Source organism: Desulfitobacterium sp. PCE1 (assembly GCF_000384015.1).
GTDB lineage: Bacteria > Bacillota > Desulfitobacteriia > Desulfitobacteriales > Desulfitobacteriaceae > Desulfitobacterium > Desulfitobacterium dehalogenans.
In genome coordinates, this window is the sequence record NZ_KB913023.1 from 903,846 (window position 1) to 925,817 (window position 21,972).

Here is a 21,972-nt window from a genome sequence, read left to right on the forward strand (position 1 = left end):
ATTGAAAGGGGAAAGTGAAGCATGAAAAAGTCTGAGATTCCGAAATTTGGGAACCTGCAGGGATTAAAGGTCATTACATCCGGGTCGGCAATTGCAGGCCCATTTGCCGGGGCGCTCTTTGCAGAGCAGGGTGCTGAGGTTATTTACCTGGAAAATACGGCTGTTCCCGATATGTTTCGTATGTTTGGAGATGTTTGGTCAAGCGAGCATAGAAATGAGAGAACCATGGCCTTGGATATTCAGTCTCCCGAAGGCCGGGAAATATTAGTCAAACTTGTCAAATGGTGCGATATCCTGATTGAATCCTCCAAAGGAGGTACTTGGGCCAAGTGGGGGCTTACGGACGAATTTCTCTGGGGGATCAATCCCAAACTGGTCATCACTCATGTTTCAGGTTTTGGACTGACTGGCGATCCGGACTACATCAGACGAGGATCTTTTGACCCTATCGGTCAGGCCTTCAGCGGCTATATGGCCATTAATGGAGAACCGGAACCGGCCCCTCCTTATGCACCAAAACCCTTTACCGGGGATTATGTGACGGCGTTGAATACCACCTGGGCCACCTTGGCGGCACTCTACCGGACCCAACAAACCGGGGTGGGGGAAAGTGTCGATGTCGCCCAGTACGAGTGCCTGGTCCGTATTCAAGGAAATTTTCTCCTGGAAGGAGTCAATTCCGGCAAACAACCGCCCCGTATGGGCAATAAAGATTTGAAATCCGCCCTGGAAAACGTCCAGAAATGCAAAGATGGCAATTACGTTATGTTGGCTTTAGGGGGAGGCGCAGTATTAAGGAGAGTTGAAAAGCTTTGGGGTCTTGACGGTGATCCGGACTTTCAGGAGCCTCATACGGTGATCTTCAAAGAGGATGGCCCCCGCGCTGAAAAATTCGTGAAAGCCGCCGTGGAATTTTGCCGTAGTCATACTGCCGAAGAAGTGGATCGCATTATGAACGAAAATCAAATCCCCTGCAGTATTGTCATGACTTATGAAAAAATGCTGGATAACCCACAGTACAAAGCCAGGGAGACCATAACGGAATGGTATGACGAGATCAGCGGCCGCAAGGTTAAAGGGGTAGCACCCATTCCCAGGTTCAGGAATAACCCAAGCCAAATCTTCCGCAGCGGGCATACCTACGGTATGGATAACGAGGATGTGCTAAGTGAGTTCGGCTACAGCGAAAATGAGATCAAAGCTTTCTATGAGAAAGGTGTTATCAAGAAAAAATAGACTTTTATGTGCTAAAACGTTTTTACACAAAAATGAGGTGGGAATTGATGAACATTATTGCATGCTACAAAATCGTTCCGGAAGAACAGGATATTGTGGTTGAGAAGGATCGCAGCTTGTCTTTCGCCCGGGCCGAATGGAAAATCGGGCAATATGACCTGAATGCCGTGGAAGCCGGGGTGGAAATTGCCGAAGCTGCAGGCGGCAAAGTCATGGCCTTAAGTATTGGCGGCAAGGAGTTGGATAACTCCAAACTCAAGAAAGGGATTCTTTCCAGAGGCCCAGAGGAGCTTTATTTGGTCGTCGATGAGAAATTAGGGAATGCAGACAGCTATACAACGGCCCAGACCTTAGCTGCGGCCATCCGTAAAATCGGCGCCTTTGACTTGGTTATCTGCGGTGAAGGGTCCTCGGACTTATATGCACAACAGGTGGGAGCCCAACTGGGCCAGATGCTGAATGTCGCGACGATCAATGGGATCAGCAAAATGACACCAGATGGAGATCGATTGATTGCTGAGCGCACCCTGGAGAACGAGATTGAAGTACTGGAGATCCCCTTACCTGCGGTGATCTCGGTAACTACGGATATTAACCTGCCCCGGATTCCCAGCATGAAAAATATCCTGGCTGCCGGGAAGAAGCCGACGACAGTTTGGGATCTTACGGCCATTGGTATGACTGGTATTGATATTCCCACTGAAGTGGTGAGCACTCTGGCACCGGAACAAGCGGATCGCAAGAAGATCATTTGGGAAGGCGAATCGGAAGAAGTCATTCAGCAATTGTTTGCGCATATTCGCAAAGAACTTCTTTAAGGATGGTGAAAGAGATGAGCATATTGAAAAAAGTTTGGATACTGGCAGAAAAACAAATAGGCTTAGGTCAGCTATGCGCAGGCGGACGCCAGCTGGGAGAGGAAGTCTCCGCAATTCTATGGGGAGAAAAGGAAGAGGCTGACAAAGCCATTCAGATGGGTGCGGATAAAGTTTATTGGCTAGGTACTCTCAGGCTGGAGACCCTTAGGGAAGATTATGTGGAGACTATTCTGAAGCTGCTCCAAGAAGAAAAACCGGATGCTCTGTTGGTCCAGCCGACCAAAAGAGGAAAACTGATCGCCGGCCGTTTGGCAGCAGGGCTGGAGACATCTGCCCTGGTTGATGCAGTTGAGATCCTGACGGACGGAAATAAGGTTCAAATCCAGCACATGGTCTATGGAGGAGCGGCTTTCCGCACCGAGAGAATTCAGCCGCAAACAGCGATCATTACGGTTGGAACCGGGGTTTTTACTCCTCTTGCGGAAGATGCCGGACGTCAAGGCTCAATCATCAAGGTGGAATTTTCAGAACCCGCCGCTAAAATCAAGCTCCTGGAGAAAAAGAGCAAAGCAAGTTCAGAAGTCAACCTGAATGCGGCCAAACGGGTTGTAGGTATTGGCCGTGGCCTTGCTCAACAGGAAGACCTCAAGATGGTTGAAGAACTGGCCGGCTTGATGGAAGCTGAAGTGGGCTGTTCCCGACCTGTTGCCGAAGGAATGAACTGGCTGCCCAAAGAGAGGTATATCGGTGTATCCGGTGCTATGCTCAAACCCGATCTCTATCTGGCCTTAGGTATTTCCGGTCAGGTTCAGCATATGGTGGGAGTCAATCAGGCCAAGGCCATCGTAGCCATCAATAAGGATAAAGCAGCACCGATTTTCAGCCAGGCCGATTATGGAATCGTGGGAGATTTTTATAAGATTCTTCCTTCCTTAATTGAGAAGTTTAAGGCAGAAAAATAGGCAAAGGCAAATATAAGGAACTTATCGGAGGGAAAGTTAATGGATTTTAGACTGACAGAAGAACAAGAATTACTGCTCGAAAGCCTTAGGGAAGTTATGGCCAGGGATTGTACAGAAGACTATATGAAAGAATGCTACGAAAAAGGCGAGCATCCTATGAAGTTCGTCCAGGCACTCATGGATAATGGTTTTGGGATGTTAGGAGTTCCGGAAGAACACGGCGGCACCCCGGTGGATAACCTGACCATGATGCTGGTTGCTGAGGAAATCACCAAGAACGGCGGTCCTCACTTTGTATTCGGACAAGCATTATCCATTGCCGATATGCTCCACTTTGGTTCCGAGGAGCAAATCGCCGATACCATGGCTGAAGTGCAAAGAGGCGGAGTGGCCTTCGTCTTAGGGTTTACAGAGCCTCAAGCTGGTTCCGACAGCAGTGCCGCTGCGACCACTTATACCCGCAAAAACGGCAAGGTCTATATCAACGGCCACAAAACCTTCATGAGCGGGGCACTGCGGGCACCCTATATGCTCTGCCTGGCCCGCAATTCGGAAGAGGCCGGCAATGCCGACAAACGCAACGCCTTTAGTATGTGGTGGGTTCCCATGAATGCTCCCGGCATTAAGATCGAAAAGCTGGAAAAGATCGGCTGGCATATGCAGGATACTTGTGAAGTCTACCTGGAAGATGTGGAAGTCGAAGAAAAAGATCTTGTCGGTGTGGAAGGCAATGGCTTTATGCAAGTCTTATACAACTTTGAGATGGAACGCTTGTTGATGGCGGCCTCAGTACTGGGCATGGCAGAGTGCGCTTTTGAAGATGCCGTCCGTTACGCCAACCAACGGGTGCAGTTTGGTAAAACGATTGGATCTTTCCAGCTGATTCAAGAAAAACTCACCTTTATGAAAGCCAAAATTGAAAACATGAAAAACATGGTCTACAAATGCGCTTGGGAAGTGGACAACGGGCTTCCAGTACAAATCTCTTCGGCAATTGCCAAATTATATTGTGCACAAGCGGCCAATGAGGTCATTGACGATGCCCTGCAAATCATGGGCGGAATCGGTTACACCAAGGATGCCCGTATTTCCAGGTTATGGCTGGATGCCCGGGTCTTTAGGATTGGTGGCGGTACGGACGAGATCATGATTCACGCAGCGGGAAGAGCCATTTTAAAGCAATATAAATAAACCGCCGGGCACAGCTTATCACTGTTTTCTCAATCCTTTTTCCAGTTATTTATTTCCCCAAATCCAAGGAAAAGAGGTGTCAGGAAATTAGGCGGATGGGGAAAGCAAATATAATCATTCGAGGAACTTATCAGTTTATTTTTCAAAAGGAAGGGATAAGACATGAGTAAACAATCGACTCGTCCATGGCTTGTATTTCTATCTTTAGCCCTATTGTTCTTTGCCGCGTTGGGAATGCTTGGGAATACCAATGGTCTGTATCTGACTCCGGTTTCCAAAGAAATGGGTTGGAGCAGGACCGATGCATCCTGGTATTTGACCATTTATATGCTGACCATGGCTTTAACCCAGCCCATTGCCAGCAGACTTCTTTATAAAGTGAATTCAAAAGTTTTGCTCTTCGTCAGTATGACCCTTGTGTGTGCTGCTACCGGTGCTGCGTCTCAGTTCCAAACCGTCATGGCCTGGAACATCTCCGGTGTTCTCATGGGTCTGGGCTATTCTGTCATTATGTACCTGACCCTTCCGGTCATCATCAGCAACTGGTTCAACAAAAAGACCGGTATGGTTTTAGGTATCGCCCTGGCCATTGGAACCCTGGGCTCAGCCATAGCCAACCCTGTTGCCGGAATGCTGATTACGGAGTATGGATGGAGAACCGCCCGCCTCGCCATGTCCATCGCGGCCTGGGTCATTGCCATCCCCGGTATTCTCTTATTTGTTAATTTTAAACCTGCCGATGTTGGTCTGAAACCTTATGGTTATGAAGAAGGAGCCTCAGGGCAGCAGACGAAAGCCGCTGTATCTCTGAAAGGGGTATCTGCCGCTGATTCCCTGAAATCCCCTGCACTATATATGGTTATGTTCATAGCTTGTGCGGTGGTCTTGTATTCCTCCATGAACACTCAGATTCCGGGATATGCTAGTTCAATCGGGCTGGCGACTGCTTTTGGGGCCTATGCCATGACCATTCTGAACCTTGCCAATATGGGCGGGAAAATCTTCTGGGGCTGGTTAACGGACCGCAAAGGCTTCCTTCCCTCTATGGTTGCGGCTCTGTCCTGCGGCATAGCAGGGGTCTTGATTATTTTGGCCGGGGGCTCCAATGTCAGCGTATTCTATGCCGGTTTGGTTTTCTTTGGTATTTGTTTTTCCTCACTGACCGTTATGCTGCCTCTGATTGTCAAAGGGATCTTTGGCGAAAAAGATTATGGAAAAATCTATGCCAACGTTACCTTGGTGCAGCAGTTAATGGCCGCCTCAGCTGCAATTATCTATGGAAGAATCTTCGATATCACTCAAAGCTTTGTCTTTGCCTGGCAGATGAATATTGTGACCCTGGCCATTGCTATTCTGATGCTCTTCGGAGCCGTTAAGGTCGGCAAAAAGCTGGTCCATGTATAAGCTAGGCTGATTCCCATTCCAACTCCCCTGAACTGAAATAAAGATCCTAAGCATGATGTAAACCTCAATCATGGACAGTCTCGATTGAGGTTTACATTCTAAATAGCCCCTTGAAGTCATCAATGCACTAAAGAATAATCCCATAGGATAAAGGAAGGAACGCTTATGTCACAATTTCCATTATTAAGTTCTCCCATCAAATTAGGCAGTATGCTTCTGAAAAACCGCATGATAACCACATCCATGTCCCCGGGCCATGACTATACCAATGAAGAAGGACAGCCGACTCTGAGATTTTATAATTACCTGGAGGAAAGAGCTGCCGGCGGAACGGCCTTAATTTGCCAAACCGTTTGCTTTTATCCCAGACTTAAGAGTCAGTTGGATCATCTCCATCCTTTGCCCCTGGGCTATGCGGAGGAACATCTTCCCCATCTGAGCAAGATGGCTGAGGTTGTGCATAAACATGGGGGGCTGATCGTTGGCCAGCCTTATGCCGTGCATGACTGGAAGTCCGCGCCGGAAGAGAAGGAAGAATACTGGGGCCCATCCACCTTATCTATCTCCAAGCATAGTCCCAAACCCATGACGAAAGAGCATATACGGATTTTCAAGGAAAATATCGTCCAATGCTCTGTTACGCTGCAAAAAGCCGGCTGGGACGGGGTGGAGGTCATGGCAGGTGTCGGTGGCATTTTGAACCGCTTTATGTCCCTGGCGACCAACGATCGGACGGATGAATACGGCGGCAGCTTGGAAAACCGATGCAGACTGACGGTTGAAGTTATGGCAGAGATCAAAAAAGCCTGCGGGGATGATTATCCTATCATTGTCCGCTGGTCCCCGGTGGATTTTATCAAAGGCAGCTTAACCATGGAAGAGTCTTTGCAGATTGTGGAGATCCTGGAAAAGGCGGGCGCTGTTTTGCACAACTTAGCTCCGGGCTGGCATGAAACTTCCGTACCCTTAACCATTAAGGATGTGCCGGAAGGGCATTGGTCCTGGGTTTCCGAAAAAATCAAATCCGTAGCCAAAGTACCGGTGGCCACCGCCTATAGAAATACGGATCCTTTTAATATGGAAGAAATTCTAGCCAAGGATAAGGCTGACGTGATCGCAGGCCTGAGATACAATATTGCCGACCCTGAATTTGCCAAAAAAGTCATGGAAGGCAGACCGGAAGACATTAACAAATGCATCTGCTGCTGCCGCTGCCTGGATGACGTCATCAGCCAGGGAAAACCTTTGAATTATTGCGGAGTGAATCCCCGCTTGGGAGAGGAATTGGAAAAACCTCTTGCCCAAGCGAATAAGACCAAGAAGGTCATGGTCATCGGCAGTGGGCCGGGGGGACTGGCGGCAGCTGTTACTGCAGCCCAAAGAGGGCATAAAGTGACGATCTACGAGCGGGGACCCCGTTTAGGAGGCTGTTTGGTCATGAGTGCCATCTTCAGCCCGACCTATGATCGCCTGAACACCTATTATAAAACCCTGCTCAAGAAACATCCTGAAATTAAAGTCAATTTTAATACTGCCGTTACCCCTGATCTGGCAGCCCGTGAAAAACCCGATGCAGTCGTTGTGGCCATCGGGGGACATCCGATTGATCTGAAGGTACCGGGAGCGGAAGGCGGGAATGTGGTCAAATCCCATGACTTCCTGGAATTGCTCAATGGCAAGCCTCCCCAAAAACCGGGGATAATGAACAAAATTATGTATAACTGCGGTTCTGTTTTCTTGAAGTTTTTCTATACACCGGATTTAGCCCGTACCTTCATGGGCAAATTCCCCTGGCCTCTGGGCAAGAAAATTGCCATCATTGGCGGCGGTTTGCCGGGCTGTGAGCTGGCCAAAGAAATGATGCATTATGACCGGGATCTTGTAATCATCGAAGAAAAAAAGAAAATTGGTCATGATGTGGGCGGCAGTGACCGTTTCCATATTGTTTCAGCCTTTAAGAAATCCCCCCGGGTAGAGATGGAGACCCTTACAAAAGTAAAGGCCATCACCAGAGCAGGAGTTAAGGTCGTTCATGAAGATGGCTCAGAGGCATTCCATCAGGCCAATACAGTGGCGGTAACTTTGGGCTTTGAAGAGAACATGGAGCTGGCGGAAGTTCTCAAGGGCAAAGTTTCCGAAGTCTATGCCGTAGGAGACTGCAGCAGTCCTGCCCGTATGGCTGATGCGACCAAAGCAGGCTACAAAGCGGCTTGCCAAATCTAAGATAATTCGGATGAAGCAAGGAGGAAGGCTCATGAAGGCAATTCTTAGTGATTTATTAGCGGAACAATCCCTGGTGGATACCTTGGTGTCTGACTTAAGTGAGGAACAGTGGCTGAAACCCCTGCCCGTAGAAATGTGGAATATTAAAGATGCCATTATTCATATTGCATTCTTTGATTATGCAGCCAACAAGCTGATGAGCGGTGAAGCGGAAGACCTGGTGAAGCTGGCCGATGCTGAGTCGGGTCAGGATCAATATGTCAGAGCGACAAGCTTTCATCACCTGACCGGAGCTGAAGTCCTAAGCTGGTGGCGGGAAGAACGTACACGGATGGCAGCTTCTTTTTATGAGAAAAACTCCAAAGACAGGATACCCTGGGCCCCAGGGCTGCCTATGTCGGCCAAGTCACTGGCATCTGCCCGCTTAATGGAGCTGTGGGCTCACTCTGTGGATATCTATGACGCTTTGGGACTGGAGCCGGTGGTTCGGGAGCGGATTACCAGTACCCTGTTCTTATCCTGGCAGGCCAGACCTAATGCCTATCGGATCAATGATTTGGAAATGCCCGCTACCCCCATTTATCTGGAGCTTATCCTTCCCTCCGGGGAGATCTGGGCCAAAGGAGAGCCAAGCGCAGAAAACAGGATTAAGGGCAGTGCCAAAGACTGGGCTCTCGTGGCCATTCGCCGCCGGAACTGGATGGATACGGATTTGGAAGTCGTGGGAGAAGAAGCCCAGCGCTATGCTTCAATCGTTCAGACTTATGCAGGATGGGCCGACCCGGCACCGGCAGCAAAACGACAAAGGTAAGATCCTGCGCATCTGAGATGAAGTATTCAACACTACCTTGTCGGAAAGGAGAATCAATCATGTATCCGATGAACGTAGGGAACTTTCTGACCCTGAATTCAGCCAGATACCCTGACAAAATTGCTCTTGTCTGCAAGGACGAGCGCTTAACGTATCAAGAATTGAATTGCAGGGTAAACGCCCTGGCTCATGCATTCCTGGATCTCGGCATTGGCAAGGGGGATAAGATCGGCTATCTTTTTCCGAACTCCATCGAAATTGTCGAGTTATTCTTTGCCATTGCCAAGATCGGTGCCATTGCCGTGCCCCTCAATCATCGGCTGGTATCCAGAGAAATAAAATGCCTGCTGGACTCAGTGGAATGTGATGTTTTTGTCTACAGCCGGTTGTATGATGGGCCGGTAAGCGAAGTAAAGGGCAGCTTCAGGACGGTAAAGCATATTATTCGCCTGGGAGAGCCCGCCCCTGGTGAATATTCCTTCGAGAAACTGCTGGAGCATGACAATACCAGTGAACCGCATATTGCTGTTGACCGCCGGGATTTATTCCGAATTCAGTTCACCGGAGGGACCACAGGGCGTTCCAAAGGAGTTATGCGCACCCACGAGGCTGACCTCTTCCAGACGATTGGGGTCATGACCTCCAATAAAATGGGAGCCAGTCCGGATGAGGTGGTGCTGACCCAGTCCCCCTTGCATCATCAGGGCGGGATAACCTGGATGCTTTGCGTTATGGTTACCGGTGCGCAATTTGTTATTTGCGACGGATTTGATCCGGTAGAGATCCTGAGGCAGATTCAGAAAGAACGGGTAACCTATATGCTGCTGTTGCCGCCGAGCACCTATCTGCGCTTAATCGATACGCCGGTTTTTAGAGATTATGATGTAAGCTCGGTCAAAGTTGTGCATACTTCTGCAGGAGGTACCTCTCCTGCCATTGTACAGAAGATGGTTGAGGCCTTTCCCAACTGTGAAGTGTATTACGGCTGGGGGCAAACCGAGACGGGAGCAGGGACTGTTCACCGGATCACCAGGGAAATGGCTTTGCATCACCCGGAGAAGACCCAAAGCGTAGGAAGACCGATGCCCTTTTTCCAACTGAGAATTGTGGATGAGGCAGGAAAAGATGTTCCCCAAGGTGAGGTGGGAGAAGGGATTGCCAAAGGACCGGCTATCTTTTCAGGCTACTACAAGCAACCGGAGTTAACGGACGAGACCATCGCTGATGGCTGGACACGTACCGGGGATATGATGAGGCAGGATGAGGAAGGCCTCTATTATATGGTGGATCGGAAAAAAGACATGATAAAAACCGGGGGCGAAAATGTTTTCGCCCAGGAAGTGGAAGCCGTCATTCGCAAACACCCCGCGGTTTTGGATTGCTCGGTGATTGGGGTGCCTGACAAAACCTTTGGGGAGGCCGTCATGGCCGTCATCAAACTCAGGGCGGGATACACCGCAGCGGCGGAAGACATTCAGGAACACTGCAAAAGGGATTTATCCAGCTATAAAAAGCCGCGCTATGTGGAGTTTCTCGATGAGTTTCCCGTGGATAGTGCCGGCAAGATTCAGAAATTCAGACTCAGAAAAAAATACCGGGGAATCTACGGACATCTTATTGAATCCTGAGCCGGGGCGGATTGCTTATCAGAGAGTGCTAAATAAAGTGAGGTTATGATCATGGTAACAAGAGCAGAAATCCCTCAGTTTGGCCTGTTATCCGGTGTAAAAGTCGTTCACAATACCGTTTCTATTGCCGGCCCTTTTGCGGCGGAACTCTATGCCGAATATGGGGCGGATGTCATTTGGATCGAAAATGCCAAGGTTCCCTGTATGAGCCGTGTAGCCACCGGCAATGCCTGGCAGCAGGACCGCCGCAATCAGCGGAATCTTTCTATTGATATATCCCTTCCCGAGGGAAAAGAAATATTCCTGAAGCTGATGGAAGATACGGATGTTTTTATTTCAGCAGCCAGGGGCGGGCAGTACGAAAAAATGGGCCTGGGAGATGAAGTGCTCTGGGAGCGAAATCCCCGCCTGGTTATCGTAAAGATTTCCGGTTTTGGGCAAACCGGGCTGCCGGACTATATGAACCGGCCCAGTTATGATCCCATCGCTCAGGCTTTTGGCGGCTATATGGCTATGAATGGATTTCCAGGGATGCCTTCCATGCCCACTAATCCTTTAACTGCTGATTATATGAGCGCTTTGTTCGCCTTCGGAACCTCTGTAGCGGCTGTCATGAAAAGCAGGGAAACAGGCCGGGGGGAAAGCATTGATTTAGCCCAATATGAAGTCCTGATGCGCACTCAGTCCCGATATCCCATGGATTTTCTGGAACAGGGGATTCCCTTTGTTAAAGAGGGCAGCCATAGTGCATATTTTGCCGGCTATGGGACTTATAGCTGTCTGGATGAAAAAGAAGTCTATATGCTTTATTTAGGTGCGGAAGTGCTGAAAAGAGGTCTGCCTTTTATGGGTATCGAGTTCGGTACGGAAAAAATCCCGTCCAGTACAAATCTTCTCTACCTTTCTTCCTCTGAAGGACAAGTTTTGGAGGAAAAGATTAAAGCTTTCTGTCAGTCCCATACAGCAGAGGAGGTCGAGAAAGCCTTCTTAGCCAATGGCGTGCCTTGTTCCAGAATTATGGATTACAACGATTGCCTTAAGGACCCCCAGTATGTGGCCCGGGAAGTGTTTACCCAGTGGAAGAAAGCCAATGGGGAACCTATAAGGGGAGTCAACATTTTTCCTAAATTTAAAAACCACCCTGCTAAAATCTGGCGGGGAGCTCCCAATATAGGCATGGACAACGAAGATATTCTGACGGATCTGGGGCTCTCTGAAGAGCAGATTAAAGAATTATATGCCAAAGGAGTCCTGACCCAAAGAGATTATATAAACAATATCTGAAGCAGAGAAGCATCAAAAGATGCCGGTGATTGGCAATGAGTCAGATGCAAAGGGGTGTAAGCAATGTCAGAGGATAAATTCGATGCAATAGTCGTCGGAGGCGGGATCGCCGGAACAGTAGCTGCTTATTTGCTGGCTAAGGAAGGATTGGAAGTCATCCTTGTAGAACGGGGCAATTATGCGGGCAGCAAAAATATGACAGGGGGGCGGATCTATAGCCATAGCCTGGAAAAGATCATGCCGTATTTTGCCCGGGAAGCTCCCGTCGAACGCAAAATTACCAGAGAAAAAATCAGCTTAATGACCGAAGAAAGCAATGTTACTCTGGATTTCTATTCTTCCCTGCTGGGAGTGCAGGGCAGCGATTCTTATTCCGTTTTGAGAGGGGTCTTTGACCAGTGGCTGGCCGAAAAAGCTGAAGAAGCCGGTGTCCAAATTATACCGGGTATCCGGGTCGATGATTTAATCCTTCGTGAGGGGAAAGTCTGCGGTGTGGTTGCAGGGGAAGATGAACTGGAGGCTGATATCACAATTCTCGCCGATGGTGTCAATTCTCTCTTGGCTCAGAAATTAGGATTCCGGGGAGAGTTAGCGACGCACCATGTCGCCGTGGGAGCGAAAGAAATTATTGAATTACCGTCTCGGGTCATTGAAGAGCGTTTTAACTGCAACGGCAATGAAGGAACGGCCTGGTTGTTTGCCGGGTCCCCCTCTGACGGGCGTGTGGGCGGTGGATTCCTGTATACGAATAAATCGAGCATTTCCCTGGGAGTAGTCACGACGTTAAGCGACGTGATCAAGGGAAACAAAACAGTACCGCAAATGTTGGAGGATTTTAAACAACACCCGTCTATCCAACCGCTCATTAAGGATGGAAAGATGATCGAGTATTCCGGTCATCTTGTACCGGAAGCCGGTTTAGCCATGATCCCAAAGATTGTTGGGAATGGAGTTTTAGTCGTCGGAGATGCGGCAGGATTCTGCATCAATTTAGGTTATATGGTACGCGGGATGGACTTTGCCGTGGCATCGGCTGAATGTGCAGCGAAAGCTGTCCTTAAGGCCAAAGAAGCCCAAGATTTCAGTGAGGGATACCTTCAATGCTACCAAGGCTTATTGGATCAAAGCTTTGTCATGCAGGACTTAAAACACTATAAGGATTTCCCCCATTTCTTGGAGGACACCCCGAGAATCTTCAATGGATATCCGAAAATGGCCACCGATTTGTTGGCTGATCTGTTTGTGGTCAAAGGAGAACCGGCACAGCCTCTAAGAAAAACCATTATGCAGCATGTGAGCAAGATAGGACTGCTAAACCTTGCCAAAGACGGCTGGAAGGGGGTACGTTCGCTATGAGTCAGGTTAACGTCGATCAGAAGCTTGGGGTCAATAAATTCCATGTAGATGAAGAAAATGCCCATATTGTCTTAAAACAAGGAGATATGGACCGGGTGGAATATCGTAAATTAGTTCTAGCCTGCCCTGCAGGACTATATACAATCAATGAAAGCGGCAATATTCAGTTCGACTACGCCGGGTGTCTGGAATGCGGCACCTGCCGGGTGCTTTGCGGTAAAACCCTCCTCGAAAAGTGGGAGTTTCCGCTGGGGACCTTAGGTGTGGAATTTAGATATGGATAATGTTTTGTTGGATATAAGAAAGCAATAAATCAATGGAAAAAATGACATAGTGCGGATTTTTCCTGAGCATGTGCAAAGGATCTTTTTCTGGGATTTTAACCCTCTAGATTTCTAGAGGGTTTCTTGTTTTTTAGAAGGTCTCCTTAGAGAATTTGCGAGATTGAGAGTCAAAAAGTTTTTTCTCAAAAGCTTCGGAACCCTGCTAATATGGGATTTTTCAATTACTAATTCAATTCTTTTAATCTTGGCACAGAACTTGCTACTTCTTATAGTTTAAAACCTTAAAAAGTGCTTATTCAAGACAAAAGGTTGGAATTGGAGTGATATGTAGTGGAAAAAGGCAAGGCTAGACTCTCGCGACGCCAATTTCTAAAAGGTACAGCAGCAACAGGAGTATTGGTAGGCACCATGGGAGCTGTTGGAATTGCCCGGAAGGCTGCCGCCGGGGAGGTTGTCTCTGGAGAGGGAGAAAATGCTCCTGATCTCAAAACCATTCGGACCACTTGTTCCCCCAACTGTACCGGGGCTTGCGGAATGAATGCTATTGTAGAAAATAACCAAATCAAGGCTATCATCCAAGCCGCAGATTATCCGGATGAGGATTATAATCCTCGGGGATGCCTGAAAGGTCTATCCATGATGAATCTGGTTTATGGTCCGGACCGCTTGCAAACTCCTTTAATTCAAAAAGGACAACCTGGTGTGGATGAGTTGCAGCAGGCTACATGGGAAGAGGCTCTTGATTATACAGCCCAGAGACTCAAGGGAATCGCTGAAAAGTACGGTCCCGAATCCATTGGAGTCGCTTTCCAAGTCGGCGGGACAAGTTATGTCCACAAGGGAGCCGTATCACGGCTGGCCACCTTAGCAGGATGGAATATTCATCATGCCTATGACCAAAATGGAGATCTTCCCATGTTCTGGCCCATGACCTTCGGTGTTCAATCTGAGGAGCTTGAACCGAAAGAATGGCTGAACTCAAAATATATGGCTATCTTTGGTTCTAATATTCTAGCGACTCGTCTTCCGGACGCCCATTTCCTGGTGGAGGCGAGAAACCGGGGAACGAAGGTGGTTGTCTTCGACCCCAGTTATAGTCCCACGGCCGCCAAAGCCGATGAGTGGATTCCCATCCAGGGGAGTAGTGATGCCGCGGTAGCCTTAGGCATATGCAAAGTCATTCTCGATGAGGGGCTTTATGATGAAAGCTTTATAAAAACCTTCACCGATCTGCCTCTCTTGGTGCGTACAGATAATGGAAAACGACTTAAGGCAGATGAAGTAGAAGGCCTGACGAAACCAACAGATACACCAGCCTACCGGGAGGTCTATGTAGCCTTTAATGGAGGTCTTTTGGCAGTTCATCCGGAGAAGCTGGATCTGCCTCAAGATCTTATTCTGGAAGGAGAAGCGGAGGTCCCGCTTAAGAGCGGAGAGAAGGTCAAGGTTAAAACTGTTTTCCAGCTTCTTAGGGAACAACTGCATGACTATACCCCGGAAGCCGTGGAAAAAGAATCGGGAATGGGGCCGGATACCCTTGTCCGTATAGCCAGAGAAATGGCCGCTGCCAAACCCCTTCATATCGTCTACGGGGCCAGTAATTATCAATGGTATCATGGGGATCTTAAGGGTCGGGCCTTGGCTCTAATCAATGTCCTAACGGGGAATATCGGGCAACCGGGTGCAGGGATTTCAACCTATGCCGGGCAATATCGAATCCGCTTAAAAGTAGGTGAATGGTGGGTTCCGGAAGGACGCAAGCAGAACTGGCTGCCCTTCCTCTATGTCCTTAATGGGCCTACACCCCGTATGAAAGCCGCCTACCCGGAACATGGAATCAAGGCCTTGATTTTCGGCTGGGGGAACCCCTTTGATCAACACAATATGGCTAATATTCTTCGCGAACGGGTCCAATCCGGAGAACTGGAATTCGTGGCAACGATGGACTTCCAAATGACCACAAGCTGTGAGTACAGTCATGTGGTTCTTCCAGGAGTCACTTGGTACGAAAAAACGGATCTGGTAGCAACTCCTGTCCATCCTTACCTCCAGCTGCAGCAGCCGGCCATCCCTCCTGTTTATGAGGGGAAACCCGAGCTCTGGATTATAAGAGAATTAGCAAAACGTTTGAATCCCGAATTTGAGAACTATTTTTACCCTGGACTGGAACCGGATCAGGCAGCCGAAGAGGCGATCAAACTCATGCTCCGCACCGGCGGGCCGGCGGTGGCGGGGATTAGCCTGGAACAGCTCAAGCAGGGACCGGTACGCTTAAAATCACAAGTTCCCGGCGATCGGCAGATTCCCTTTTATGAGCAAGTTCATTCAAAACTGCCTTTTCCACCTCAAAGTCTCCCCGCTAAGTTGGAGCAAACGGCTCAATTCGTCAAAAGCGGGCGGATTGAATTCTACAAAGATGAGGACATTTTCCTGGAATCGGGAGAACAACTGCCGGTCCATAAGCCGCCCTTTGTAGAAAGTGAATACGCTCTGCACCCGGAGGCCCGTGAGAAATATACCTTCAACTTTGTTACTCGTAACGCTATCTACCGGGTGCATTCCACCCATTCCAATAATATCTGGATGAACGAGCTGCAGGAAGGCAAAGCCAGGGTTTGGCTCAATCCAACGGATGCTGATGAAAAAGGAATTCGGGAAGGGGATGAAGTGGAGCTCTATAATGCCCGGGGAATTCTCAAAGCCTATGCTGTTCTTGATCCCGGAGTGGGGCGGAAAGTCGCCATGTTTGAACAGGGCTGGTGGAGCCGTTATCTTAAAGAGACTTCCTATAACAGCTTAACCTATCCCTTTATTAAGCCCACCCATGAAGCCTATTTTGTACCGGGGATGTGGGCCCCCAATACCGCATGGAATGAATGCCTCTGTGATGTTAAAAAGGGTGGTGAATCTTAATGAGATTGGGAATGGTCATTGATAGTGATAAATGCATCGGATGTCGTACCTGTACAGTTGCCTGTAAGTCCCATAATGCCCAGCCCCCCGGAACTTGGTGGAATCGGGTCTTTACTCTCGGGAGTTCCTATCATCAAAGCGCTGTCGGTGAAGAGGGGAATCTGCAAATGAACTTCCTGCCGGTGTCCTGTCAGATGTGTGACAATGCGCCCTGTGAAAAGGTCTGCCCTGTAGGAGCTACTTATACGGATGAACGGGGAGTCGTTTTGGTTGATTTTGAACGGTGCATCGGCTGTCGGTATTGCATTGCTGCCTGTCCCTATAATGTTCGGCAATTTAATTGGGAAGATCCGAAAGAAGCCAAGGAGCGGGCTGGATATAAAGAGGACTATGAATATGGCTATCCAGTTGATGTAAGGGACAAGGATAGAAGGTTAGTGTATACGCCCAACCGTCCGGTAGGGGTTGTGGAGAAATGTACCTTCTGTTTCCAATACACCTCCCAAGGGGAAGAGCCGGCTTGTGTTCAATCTTGTCCTTCCAGGGCGCGGATCTATGGCGATCTGGATGATCCGGACTCGGAAGTAAGCCGCTTAATCCGAGAACGTCAAGCCTTTCGTCTCAGGGAGGATTTAGGGACCCAACCTAAAGTTTATTATCTGTCCGCCAGCAAGCTCAACCGGTAGAAATTATAGAAAATAAAAAGAGTGATGACAAAATATAATCAAGAGAATAGAAAGGGTGAAAGAATTTTGGCACAGAATAATGTGGTGACCACTCGAACGGTGCCTGCTGCCGGCAAACCCTTCAATGGGATGCTTGTGCTGGCGGTAATCCTATTGCTGATAGGCTTGAGCGCCTGGGGATTTCAATTCAAGGAAGGTCTTATTGTCACCAATATGCGTAATTCCTTCAGCTGGGGACTCTATATTGCCACCTTTGCCTTTTTTGTAGGCATCGCTGCAGGTGGGTTGATCGTATCCTCCTCTGTCTATCTTTTTAACCTGGAGAACCTAAAACCCCTGACGAGGATTGCTTCCTTGTCGGCCTTTGCCTGTACCCTGGGAGCAGGGGCTATGATTCTGCCTGATATGGGTCGCATCGACCGGATCTATAATATACTCCTCCACCCCAATGTGAACTCTCCTCTTGTTTGGGATATGGTTGTTATCAGTGCTTACATGGTCGTAACCTTCTTAAGTGTGTATGTCCAGCTTCTTCCCGATTGGAAAAGGGAGGGACATGGTTTTTTTAAGGGTTGGACCAAGAACTATTCCCAAGAGGAGATAGAACGTTTCTCCCAAAAGTGGTCGAAGCGTGTGGCGATCATTGGCTTGCCCTTTGCCGTACTGATTCACACGGTCACTGCTTTGATCTTTGCCACCCAAGCCTCCCGGGGCTGGTGGAACACGGCGATACTACCCCCGGACTTTATTGCGGTAGCGGTGGCTTCGGGAACGGCCCTAGTGCTTTTAATTTCCCTCATTTATGTAGGGAAAGAAGGGTTTACTGAATATCAGGATGCCTTTAAGACGTTAGCCCTCATCGTAGCCGGTTCACTCCTGGTTCATTTTTTCTTCGTGGCTGTAGATCTGCTGATTCATGGCTGGTGGGGAGGGACCGAAGGTCATGAACTTTTCACCCTTCTCTTTGGCCAATATGGGATGATCTACGGCATAGAGCTTCTTTTGCCGGCCTTTACCATGCTGTTTTTCTTTACCCAAAAGGGCAAAAGTACGCGGCAAACCCTAATTCTTGGTTGTGTGCTGCTTTTTATAGGGGTTTTTGCCCACCGTATGATGCTGATGTTCCCGTCGTTTAATGCCATACCGTTAAGCTTCACTATTCATGGTACCGGTATCGAGGCCTGGGCATATCCTGTAGCCATCGGTGAATATCAAGAAGGGATATCTTCCTTTACCAGTTCCTGGCCCTATTTTCCCACGGGGATCGAAATGGCTTTAGGACTCTTTCCTTTTGGCGTGGTTCTGTTTGTCGTTTCTTTAGCCTTTCGATTATATTCCTTCTTGCCCAGCTCTCCGAAGAAATAAGCATCCCTAGTGCATAAAAGAGCGCAACGAACGGGTAAATTCGCTGCGCTCTCATTTTGCACTCCTAGAATGTAAATTGTTTAACTCTGTCTAAATAGCTTACTCCAGAATGGACTCGATAAAAAGAGTGCGCTTCTCCACGAGATTGTATTCTTTCGCTTGGACATTGGAAAGCTCGTCGTCGGCGACTAAAACCCTGACGATGGGGCGCATGGGCAGACTCTTATTTTGATCGACGATGATACCTGTTTCTCCGGTACTCAGTTTAACGGTACAGCCCGTGGGATATGCGGCAATATGTTTAAGAAACGTGATCACCAGATCCTTAGAGAAAAATTTCTCTGCGCTACCCATAAGAATTTCACAGGCTTCATGGGGCGGGATGCGGGTATGTCCTGGGCCGTCATTCACTAAATTATCATAGAAGTTAGCAATGCCTACAATCTGTGCCCACTGATGAACGGCATCTCCCTCCAGTTTACGGGGATAGCCGTTGCCATTGAGACGCTCATGGTGCTGGAAGGCAATATGGGCGCTCAATAAATTCAGTTCCCGTTTTGTTCTGAGTATATCGAAGCCGTGATTGGTGTGAGTTTGGTAAAGCTCCGCTTCCTCAGGAGTAAAGGGCTCTCGCTTATTTAACAGCTTCTTGGGCAATTTCACGGTGCCGATATCATGAAATAAGGCACCGATGGCTAATCCTTCCAGACTTTCCCGCTCCAGGCCTAAGGCCTTACCCAGTACAGTGGAGAGAACACATACATTGACGGAATGTGCAAAAATTTGATTGTCATAGGTCCTCATATCCGCTAATCCGATGAAGATATCCTTTTGGAAAAGGACATCCTGAATGATGTTGTCAATGTTCTTTTTTACATTAAAGCCATCAAAGTCTTTTCCTACTTTCACAGCTTGTACGGCATTATCCAGGGACGCCATGGCCTCACGCCGATGTTCTTCGGAGATAACATCCTCCACCACGATATCCTTACTTTCCTCGTCGTCAATATAGAGAATGCTGATACCAAGGGTTTTCAAACGTTCTATATAAGACTTGGTCAGAGACATTCCTCTTCCCAGGAGTACACGACCGTCATTGGTATAGATGGTTCGCCCCAGGATATCTCCTTCTTGAAGCCTGTTTATACTTAACTGACGCATTGAATTGTTCTTCCTTTCAAACTTATCTTCATAGATCAAATTTATAAAGAGGGGATCAATTTATAAAAAAGGGATATAAAATTAAAAATCGCCATGTGAACTGGCGACAAAGTAGTTTAAAGCTTAAGGCTTCGGTGGCTTGGCAATCATCAGGCATGTCCTGGAAGACCCATAGCTTTGCGTCCTTGGCTTTCGCCAAGTTTGCTATTGTCGACACTAAAGTGCAGGCTATACATATTTTATGTATCTAAAGTATAAGTTTTTTTATCACTCATCCTATTATAAATGTTAAGTTTTAGCTTCACAACATCTTCTCGCCCAAATGGGGAATTTTAAATAATAGGGTACATCCTCTATGAATCACGGAATATCTATGTTAGAATAGTCAGAATAGTTTATCTCTAAAGCGTTGAGGTGAAAAGAAATGATTCGTGAAGTTTATCCCCAAATTTATTTAAATGAAGTTCCATTGCCGAAAAATCCACTGAAGGCATTAAATAGCTATATTATCCTTTCCGAAGACCGTCCCCTGATTTTGGATACGGGGTTTAATAAGGAAGAGTGTAAAAAGGCTCTTATGGAAGGGATTGCTGCATCAGGCATTGATCTTAAACGGACAGATTTAGTGCTGACCCATATGCATATCGACCATTCCGGACTGGCCGACTATCTATGGAAACAAGGGTGTAAGGTCTATATCGGGAAGAAAGATGGCACCCTGCTGAATAACTTCAGAACTTCTCCTGAACTTGTGCTGAACCATCTGAGTGAGGGCCTTAATTTGAAACAAGGAATCGGGATAAAGGAGATAGAAGCCTTCGATATAGCTCCTAAGGAGCCTTTTGAATACACTCCACTGCAGGAAGGGGACTGTTTGGAGGTGGGGCCCTATCAATTCGAAGTTATCGATATTCCTGGTCATAGCCCAGGGCACATAGGTCTGTACGAAAGAAAGCATAAGCTGTTTTTCGGCGGGGATCATATTCTTAATGAGATAACTCCCAATATTACCTTTTGGCACTACAAAATCGATAGTCTGGGAAACTTTATTGAAAGCCTGAACAAGATTCGCCAGTTTGATATTGATTGGGTGTTTCCAGCTCATCGCAGCCTTATTCGAAACCACCGGCAACGAATTGACGAATTGATAGCTCATCACCAGGAACGACTCGAGGAAATCACCGGGATTCTGCGTGATGGTAAAAAAACCGTTATGGAGACAGCTGCAAGAATGCGCTGGGATTTGAACTATAAGAGCTGGAATGATTTTCCCCTAACCCAAAAGTGGTTTGCCTCTGGCGAAGCCATGGCTCATCTGGAGCATCTGGTGTATAAAGAAGAGGCCCAGCGAGTGAGTTTCGATGGGAAGCATTATTATGAATTGGTTAATCCGTGATAAAGGGAATTACTTCAGATGGTTTAGATAGATAAAGTTAGCCCGCCGGTTCCCGAAGGGAATTGGCGGGCTGCTTGTTGTGCACATTTTATGTATTTAGAAAAAATCTGAAAGCTAATTCTCCAGGATTTTGCTTTACACTGGTCGCTAGATAAGCTGCGCAGACAAAACTAACGCTCAAGCTCTTCGCTCCGAAAGGTACACCTGCGCCGCTAAGTCTTCTCTGTGGCAGGCGGCTTGGGCGAAACCCTCGCCCGGGTTTCGTGGCCAAATCGCTCCTCGAAAGCACTGCTTTCGCACTTGTTCTCAATGGCCGGTTGGAAACGTCCTGTTTCCAACCTTTCTCCGCTGCGTGCTTTCGCGAAGTTTTGTTTCCGCTCGCTTAAATTCGCTCACTCTTGTAAAGCAAAATCCTTGGGCTGTCTTTCGGGTTTGAGCGGCGCGTTGTAGGATACGCTACCAGACCCGAGCAAAGGTTTTCATCATCTGCCGCCCCGCGGCATGGCCGGCAGATGATGAAAAAGACCCCAGAAAAGACACGAAAAGACCCGCAAGCGTAGCTTTACGCACAAAAGCGAACGGATTTAGCGGAGGGGCGGTCGGGTCAATGTCGCTTTCTTAACGTAGCGAAGCCGCCGGTTCACATCAGGTATTACCCAGAGGTTTGGCGTAGCTGTTAAGAAAGCGAGTTGACCAGCCCCGGAGCTATGGAGTGAGCGATGTGCGTAAAGCTATGCGACCCAAGCAAGCTTTTTCGTCCTCTGCTGGTGCTGCGCCAGCGGCATAGCCGTCTACTCCTCAATAAGAACCTTAATGACATCTTTTCGACTGATGATTCCGATCATTTTTCCGTCCTCCATGATGGGCAATCGTTTCACATTATGCTTGATCATCAGAGAGGCGGCTTCCTCAATAGTAGCGTCTTTATTAAGGGTTATAACCTCTTGAGTCATAATCTCCGAGGCTTTGAGGGCAACTAATTTTTTTAGATCTGATTCATATTGCTTGACTCCACGGTAATAGATCAGAGCACCCAAGAATCCCACCGCTTCAGGAACCCGAGGGTTGGTTTCTTTATGAAGCAGGTCGCCTTCGCTGACAATACCAATTAAATTGCCGAAAAAGTCGAGGACTGGAACCCCGGAAATATGATGGTCACATAGTAGCTTAGCGATTTCTCTAATCTCGGTATTCGGTGAAATTGTAATAACATTAGTCTGCATAATATCCTGAACCTTCATTGCTAATACCCCC

17 protein-coding genes and 1 riboswitch are annotated in these 21,972 nt (G+C 48.0%); of the genes, 15 read left to right on the plus strand and 2 right to left on the minus strand.

From position 1 onward, the window contains the following. Nucleotides 1-21 precede the first annotated feature (21 nt). From DESPCE1_RS0104500 to nrfD, 14 genes are all read left to right on the plus strand, one after another. Nucleotides 22-1,236, plus strand: coding sequence for a CoA transferase (locus DESPCE1_RS0104500; protein ID WP_019849635.1), 1,215 nt, complete (start codon nucleotides 22-24; stop codon nucleotides 1,234-1,236). Between the two features lie 47 nt (nucleotides 1,237-1,283). Further along, nucleotides 1,284-2,054 (plus strand): electron transfer flavoprotein, encoded by a 771-nt coding sequence (locus DESPCE1_RS0104505; protein WP_019849636.1) that lies wholly within the window; start codon nucleotides 1,284-1,286, stop codon nucleotides 2,052-2,054. 14 nt (nucleotides 2,055-2,068) lie between these two features. After that, nucleotides 2,069-3,016 (plus strand): electron transfer flavoprotein subunit alpha/FixB family protein, encoded by a 948-nt coding sequence (locus DESPCE1_RS0104510; protein WP_019849637.1) that lies wholly within the window; start codon nucleotides 2,069-2,071, stop codon nucleotides 3,014-3,016. Nucleotides 3,017-3,055: 39 nt separating this feature from the next. Then, nucleotides 3,056-4,207, plus strand: a complete 1,152-nt coding sequence (locus tag DESPCE1_RS0104515; protein WP_014792867.1) for an acyl-CoA dehydrogenase — start codon at nucleotides 3,056-3,058, stop codon at nucleotides 4,205-4,207. Between the two features lie 162 nt (nucleotides 4,208-4,369). Next, the gene (locus DESPCE1_RS0104520) at nucleotides 4,370-5,611 is read left to right on the plus strand and encodes a CynX/NimT family MFS transporter (protein ID WP_014792868.1); all 1,242 of its coding nucleotides are present in this window, start codon (nucleotides 4,370-4,372) and stop codon (nucleotides 5,609-5,611) included. Nucleotides 5,612-5,776: 165 nt separating this feature from the next. Continuing rightward, a complete protein-coding gene (locus DESPCE1_RS0104525; protein WP_019849638.1) occupies nucleotides 5,777-7,834 on the plus strand; it encodes an FAD-dependent oxidoreductase in 2,058 nt (685 codons plus the stop codon). A gap of 31 nt (nucleotides 7,835-7,865) precedes the next feature. Then, entirely contained in the window at nucleotides 7,866-8,645 is a 780-nt protein-coding gene (locus DESPCE1_RS0104530) for a TIGR03084 family metal-binding protein (RefSeq protein ID WP_019849639.1), read from the plus strand. A gap of 59 nt (nucleotides 8,646-8,704) precedes the next feature. Further along, complete coding sequence (locus DESPCE1_RS0104535) at nucleotides 8,705-10,273, plus strand: class I adenylate-forming enzyme family protein (RefSeq protein ID WP_019849640.1); 1,569 nt, start codon at nucleotides 8,705-8,707, stop codon at nucleotides 10,271-10,273. Nucleotides 10,274-10,318: 45 nt separating this feature from the next. Next, nucleotides 10,319-11,557: an L-carnitine CoA-transferase gene (caiB, locus tag DESPCE1_RS0104540; protein WP_172637583.1), complete on the plus strand. Its 1,239-nt coding sequence runs from the start codon at nucleotides 10,319-10,321 to the stop codon at nucleotides 11,555-11,557. A 63-nt stretch (nucleotides 11,558-11,620) separates the two neighbouring features. After that, nucleotides 11,621-12,913: an FAD-dependent oxidoreductase gene (locus tag DESPCE1_RS0104545; RefSeq protein WP_014792873.1), complete on the plus strand. Its 1,293-nt coding sequence runs from the start codon at nucleotides 11,621-11,623 to the stop codon at nucleotides 12,911-12,913. After that, nucleotides 12,910-13,197, plus strand: coding sequence for a 4Fe-4S dicluster domain-containing protein (locus DESPCE1_RS0104550; protein WP_019849642.1), 288 nt, complete (start codon nucleotides 12,910-12,912; stop codon nucleotides 13,195-13,197). The genes DESPCE1_RS0104545 and DESPCE1_RS0104550 overlap by 4 nt, the downstream gene beginning before the upstream one ends. A 330-nt stretch (nucleotides 13,198-13,527) precedes the next feature. Continuing rightward, complete coding sequence (locus DESPCE1_RS0104555; protein WP_028305460.1) at nucleotides 13,528-16,110, plus strand: molybdopterin-dependent oxidoreductase; 2,583 nt, start codon at nucleotides 13,528-13,530, stop codon at nucleotides 16,108-16,110. Then, on the plus strand, nucleotides 16,110-16,796 hold the full coding sequence (locus DESPCE1_RS0104560; protein ID WP_014792876.1) for a 4Fe-4S dicluster domain-containing protein: 687 nt from the start codon (nucleotides 16,110-16,112) through the stop codon (nucleotides 16,794-16,796). Before DESPCE1_RS0104555 ends, DESPCE1_RS0104560 begins: the two co-directional genes overlap by 1 nt. Before the next feature lie 66 nt (nucleotides 16,797-16,862). Continuing rightward, nucleotides 16,863-18,161, plus strand: coding sequence for an NrfD/PsrC family molybdoenzyme membrane anchor subunit (gene nrfD, locus DESPCE1_RS0104565; protein ID WP_242835363.1), 1,299 nt, complete (start codon nucleotides 16,863-16,865; stop codon nucleotides 18,159-18,161). A 99-nt stretch (nucleotides 18,162-18,260) separates the two neighbouring features. Here nrfD and DESPCE1_RS0104570 read toward each other — a convergent pair whose 3' ends face one another. Continuing rightward, nucleotides 18,261-19,322, minus strand: a complete 1,062-nt coding sequence (locus tag DESPCE1_RS0104570; protein ID WP_014792878.1) for an HD-GYP domain-containing protein — start codon at nucleotides 19,320-19,322, stop codon at nucleotides 18,261-18,263. 130 nt (nucleotides 19,323-19,452) lie between these two features. After that, a riboswitch (cyclic di-GMP riboswitch) is annotated at nucleotides 19,453-19,538 on the minus strand. Nucleotides 19,539-19,746: 208 nt separating this feature from the next. Here DESPCE1_RS0104570 and DESPCE1_RS0104575 point away from each other — a divergent pair. Further along, on the plus strand, nucleotides 19,747-20,718 hold the full coding sequence (locus DESPCE1_RS0104575; RefSeq protein WP_019849645.1) for an MBL fold metallo-hydrolase: 972 nt from the start codon (nucleotides 19,747-19,749) through the stop codon (nucleotides 20,716-20,718). 791 nt (nucleotides 20,719-21,509) lie between these two features. On the opposite strand, the gene DESPCE1_RS0104580 is transcribed toward DESPCE1_RS0104575, so the two are convergent. After that, nucleotides 21,510-21,959, minus strand: a complete 450-nt coding sequence (locus tag DESPCE1_RS0104580) for a CBS domain-containing protein (protein WP_019849646.1) — start codon at nucleotides 21,957-21,959, stop codon at nucleotides 21,510-21,512. Between the last annotated feature and the right edge of the window lie 13 nt (nucleotides 21,960-21,972).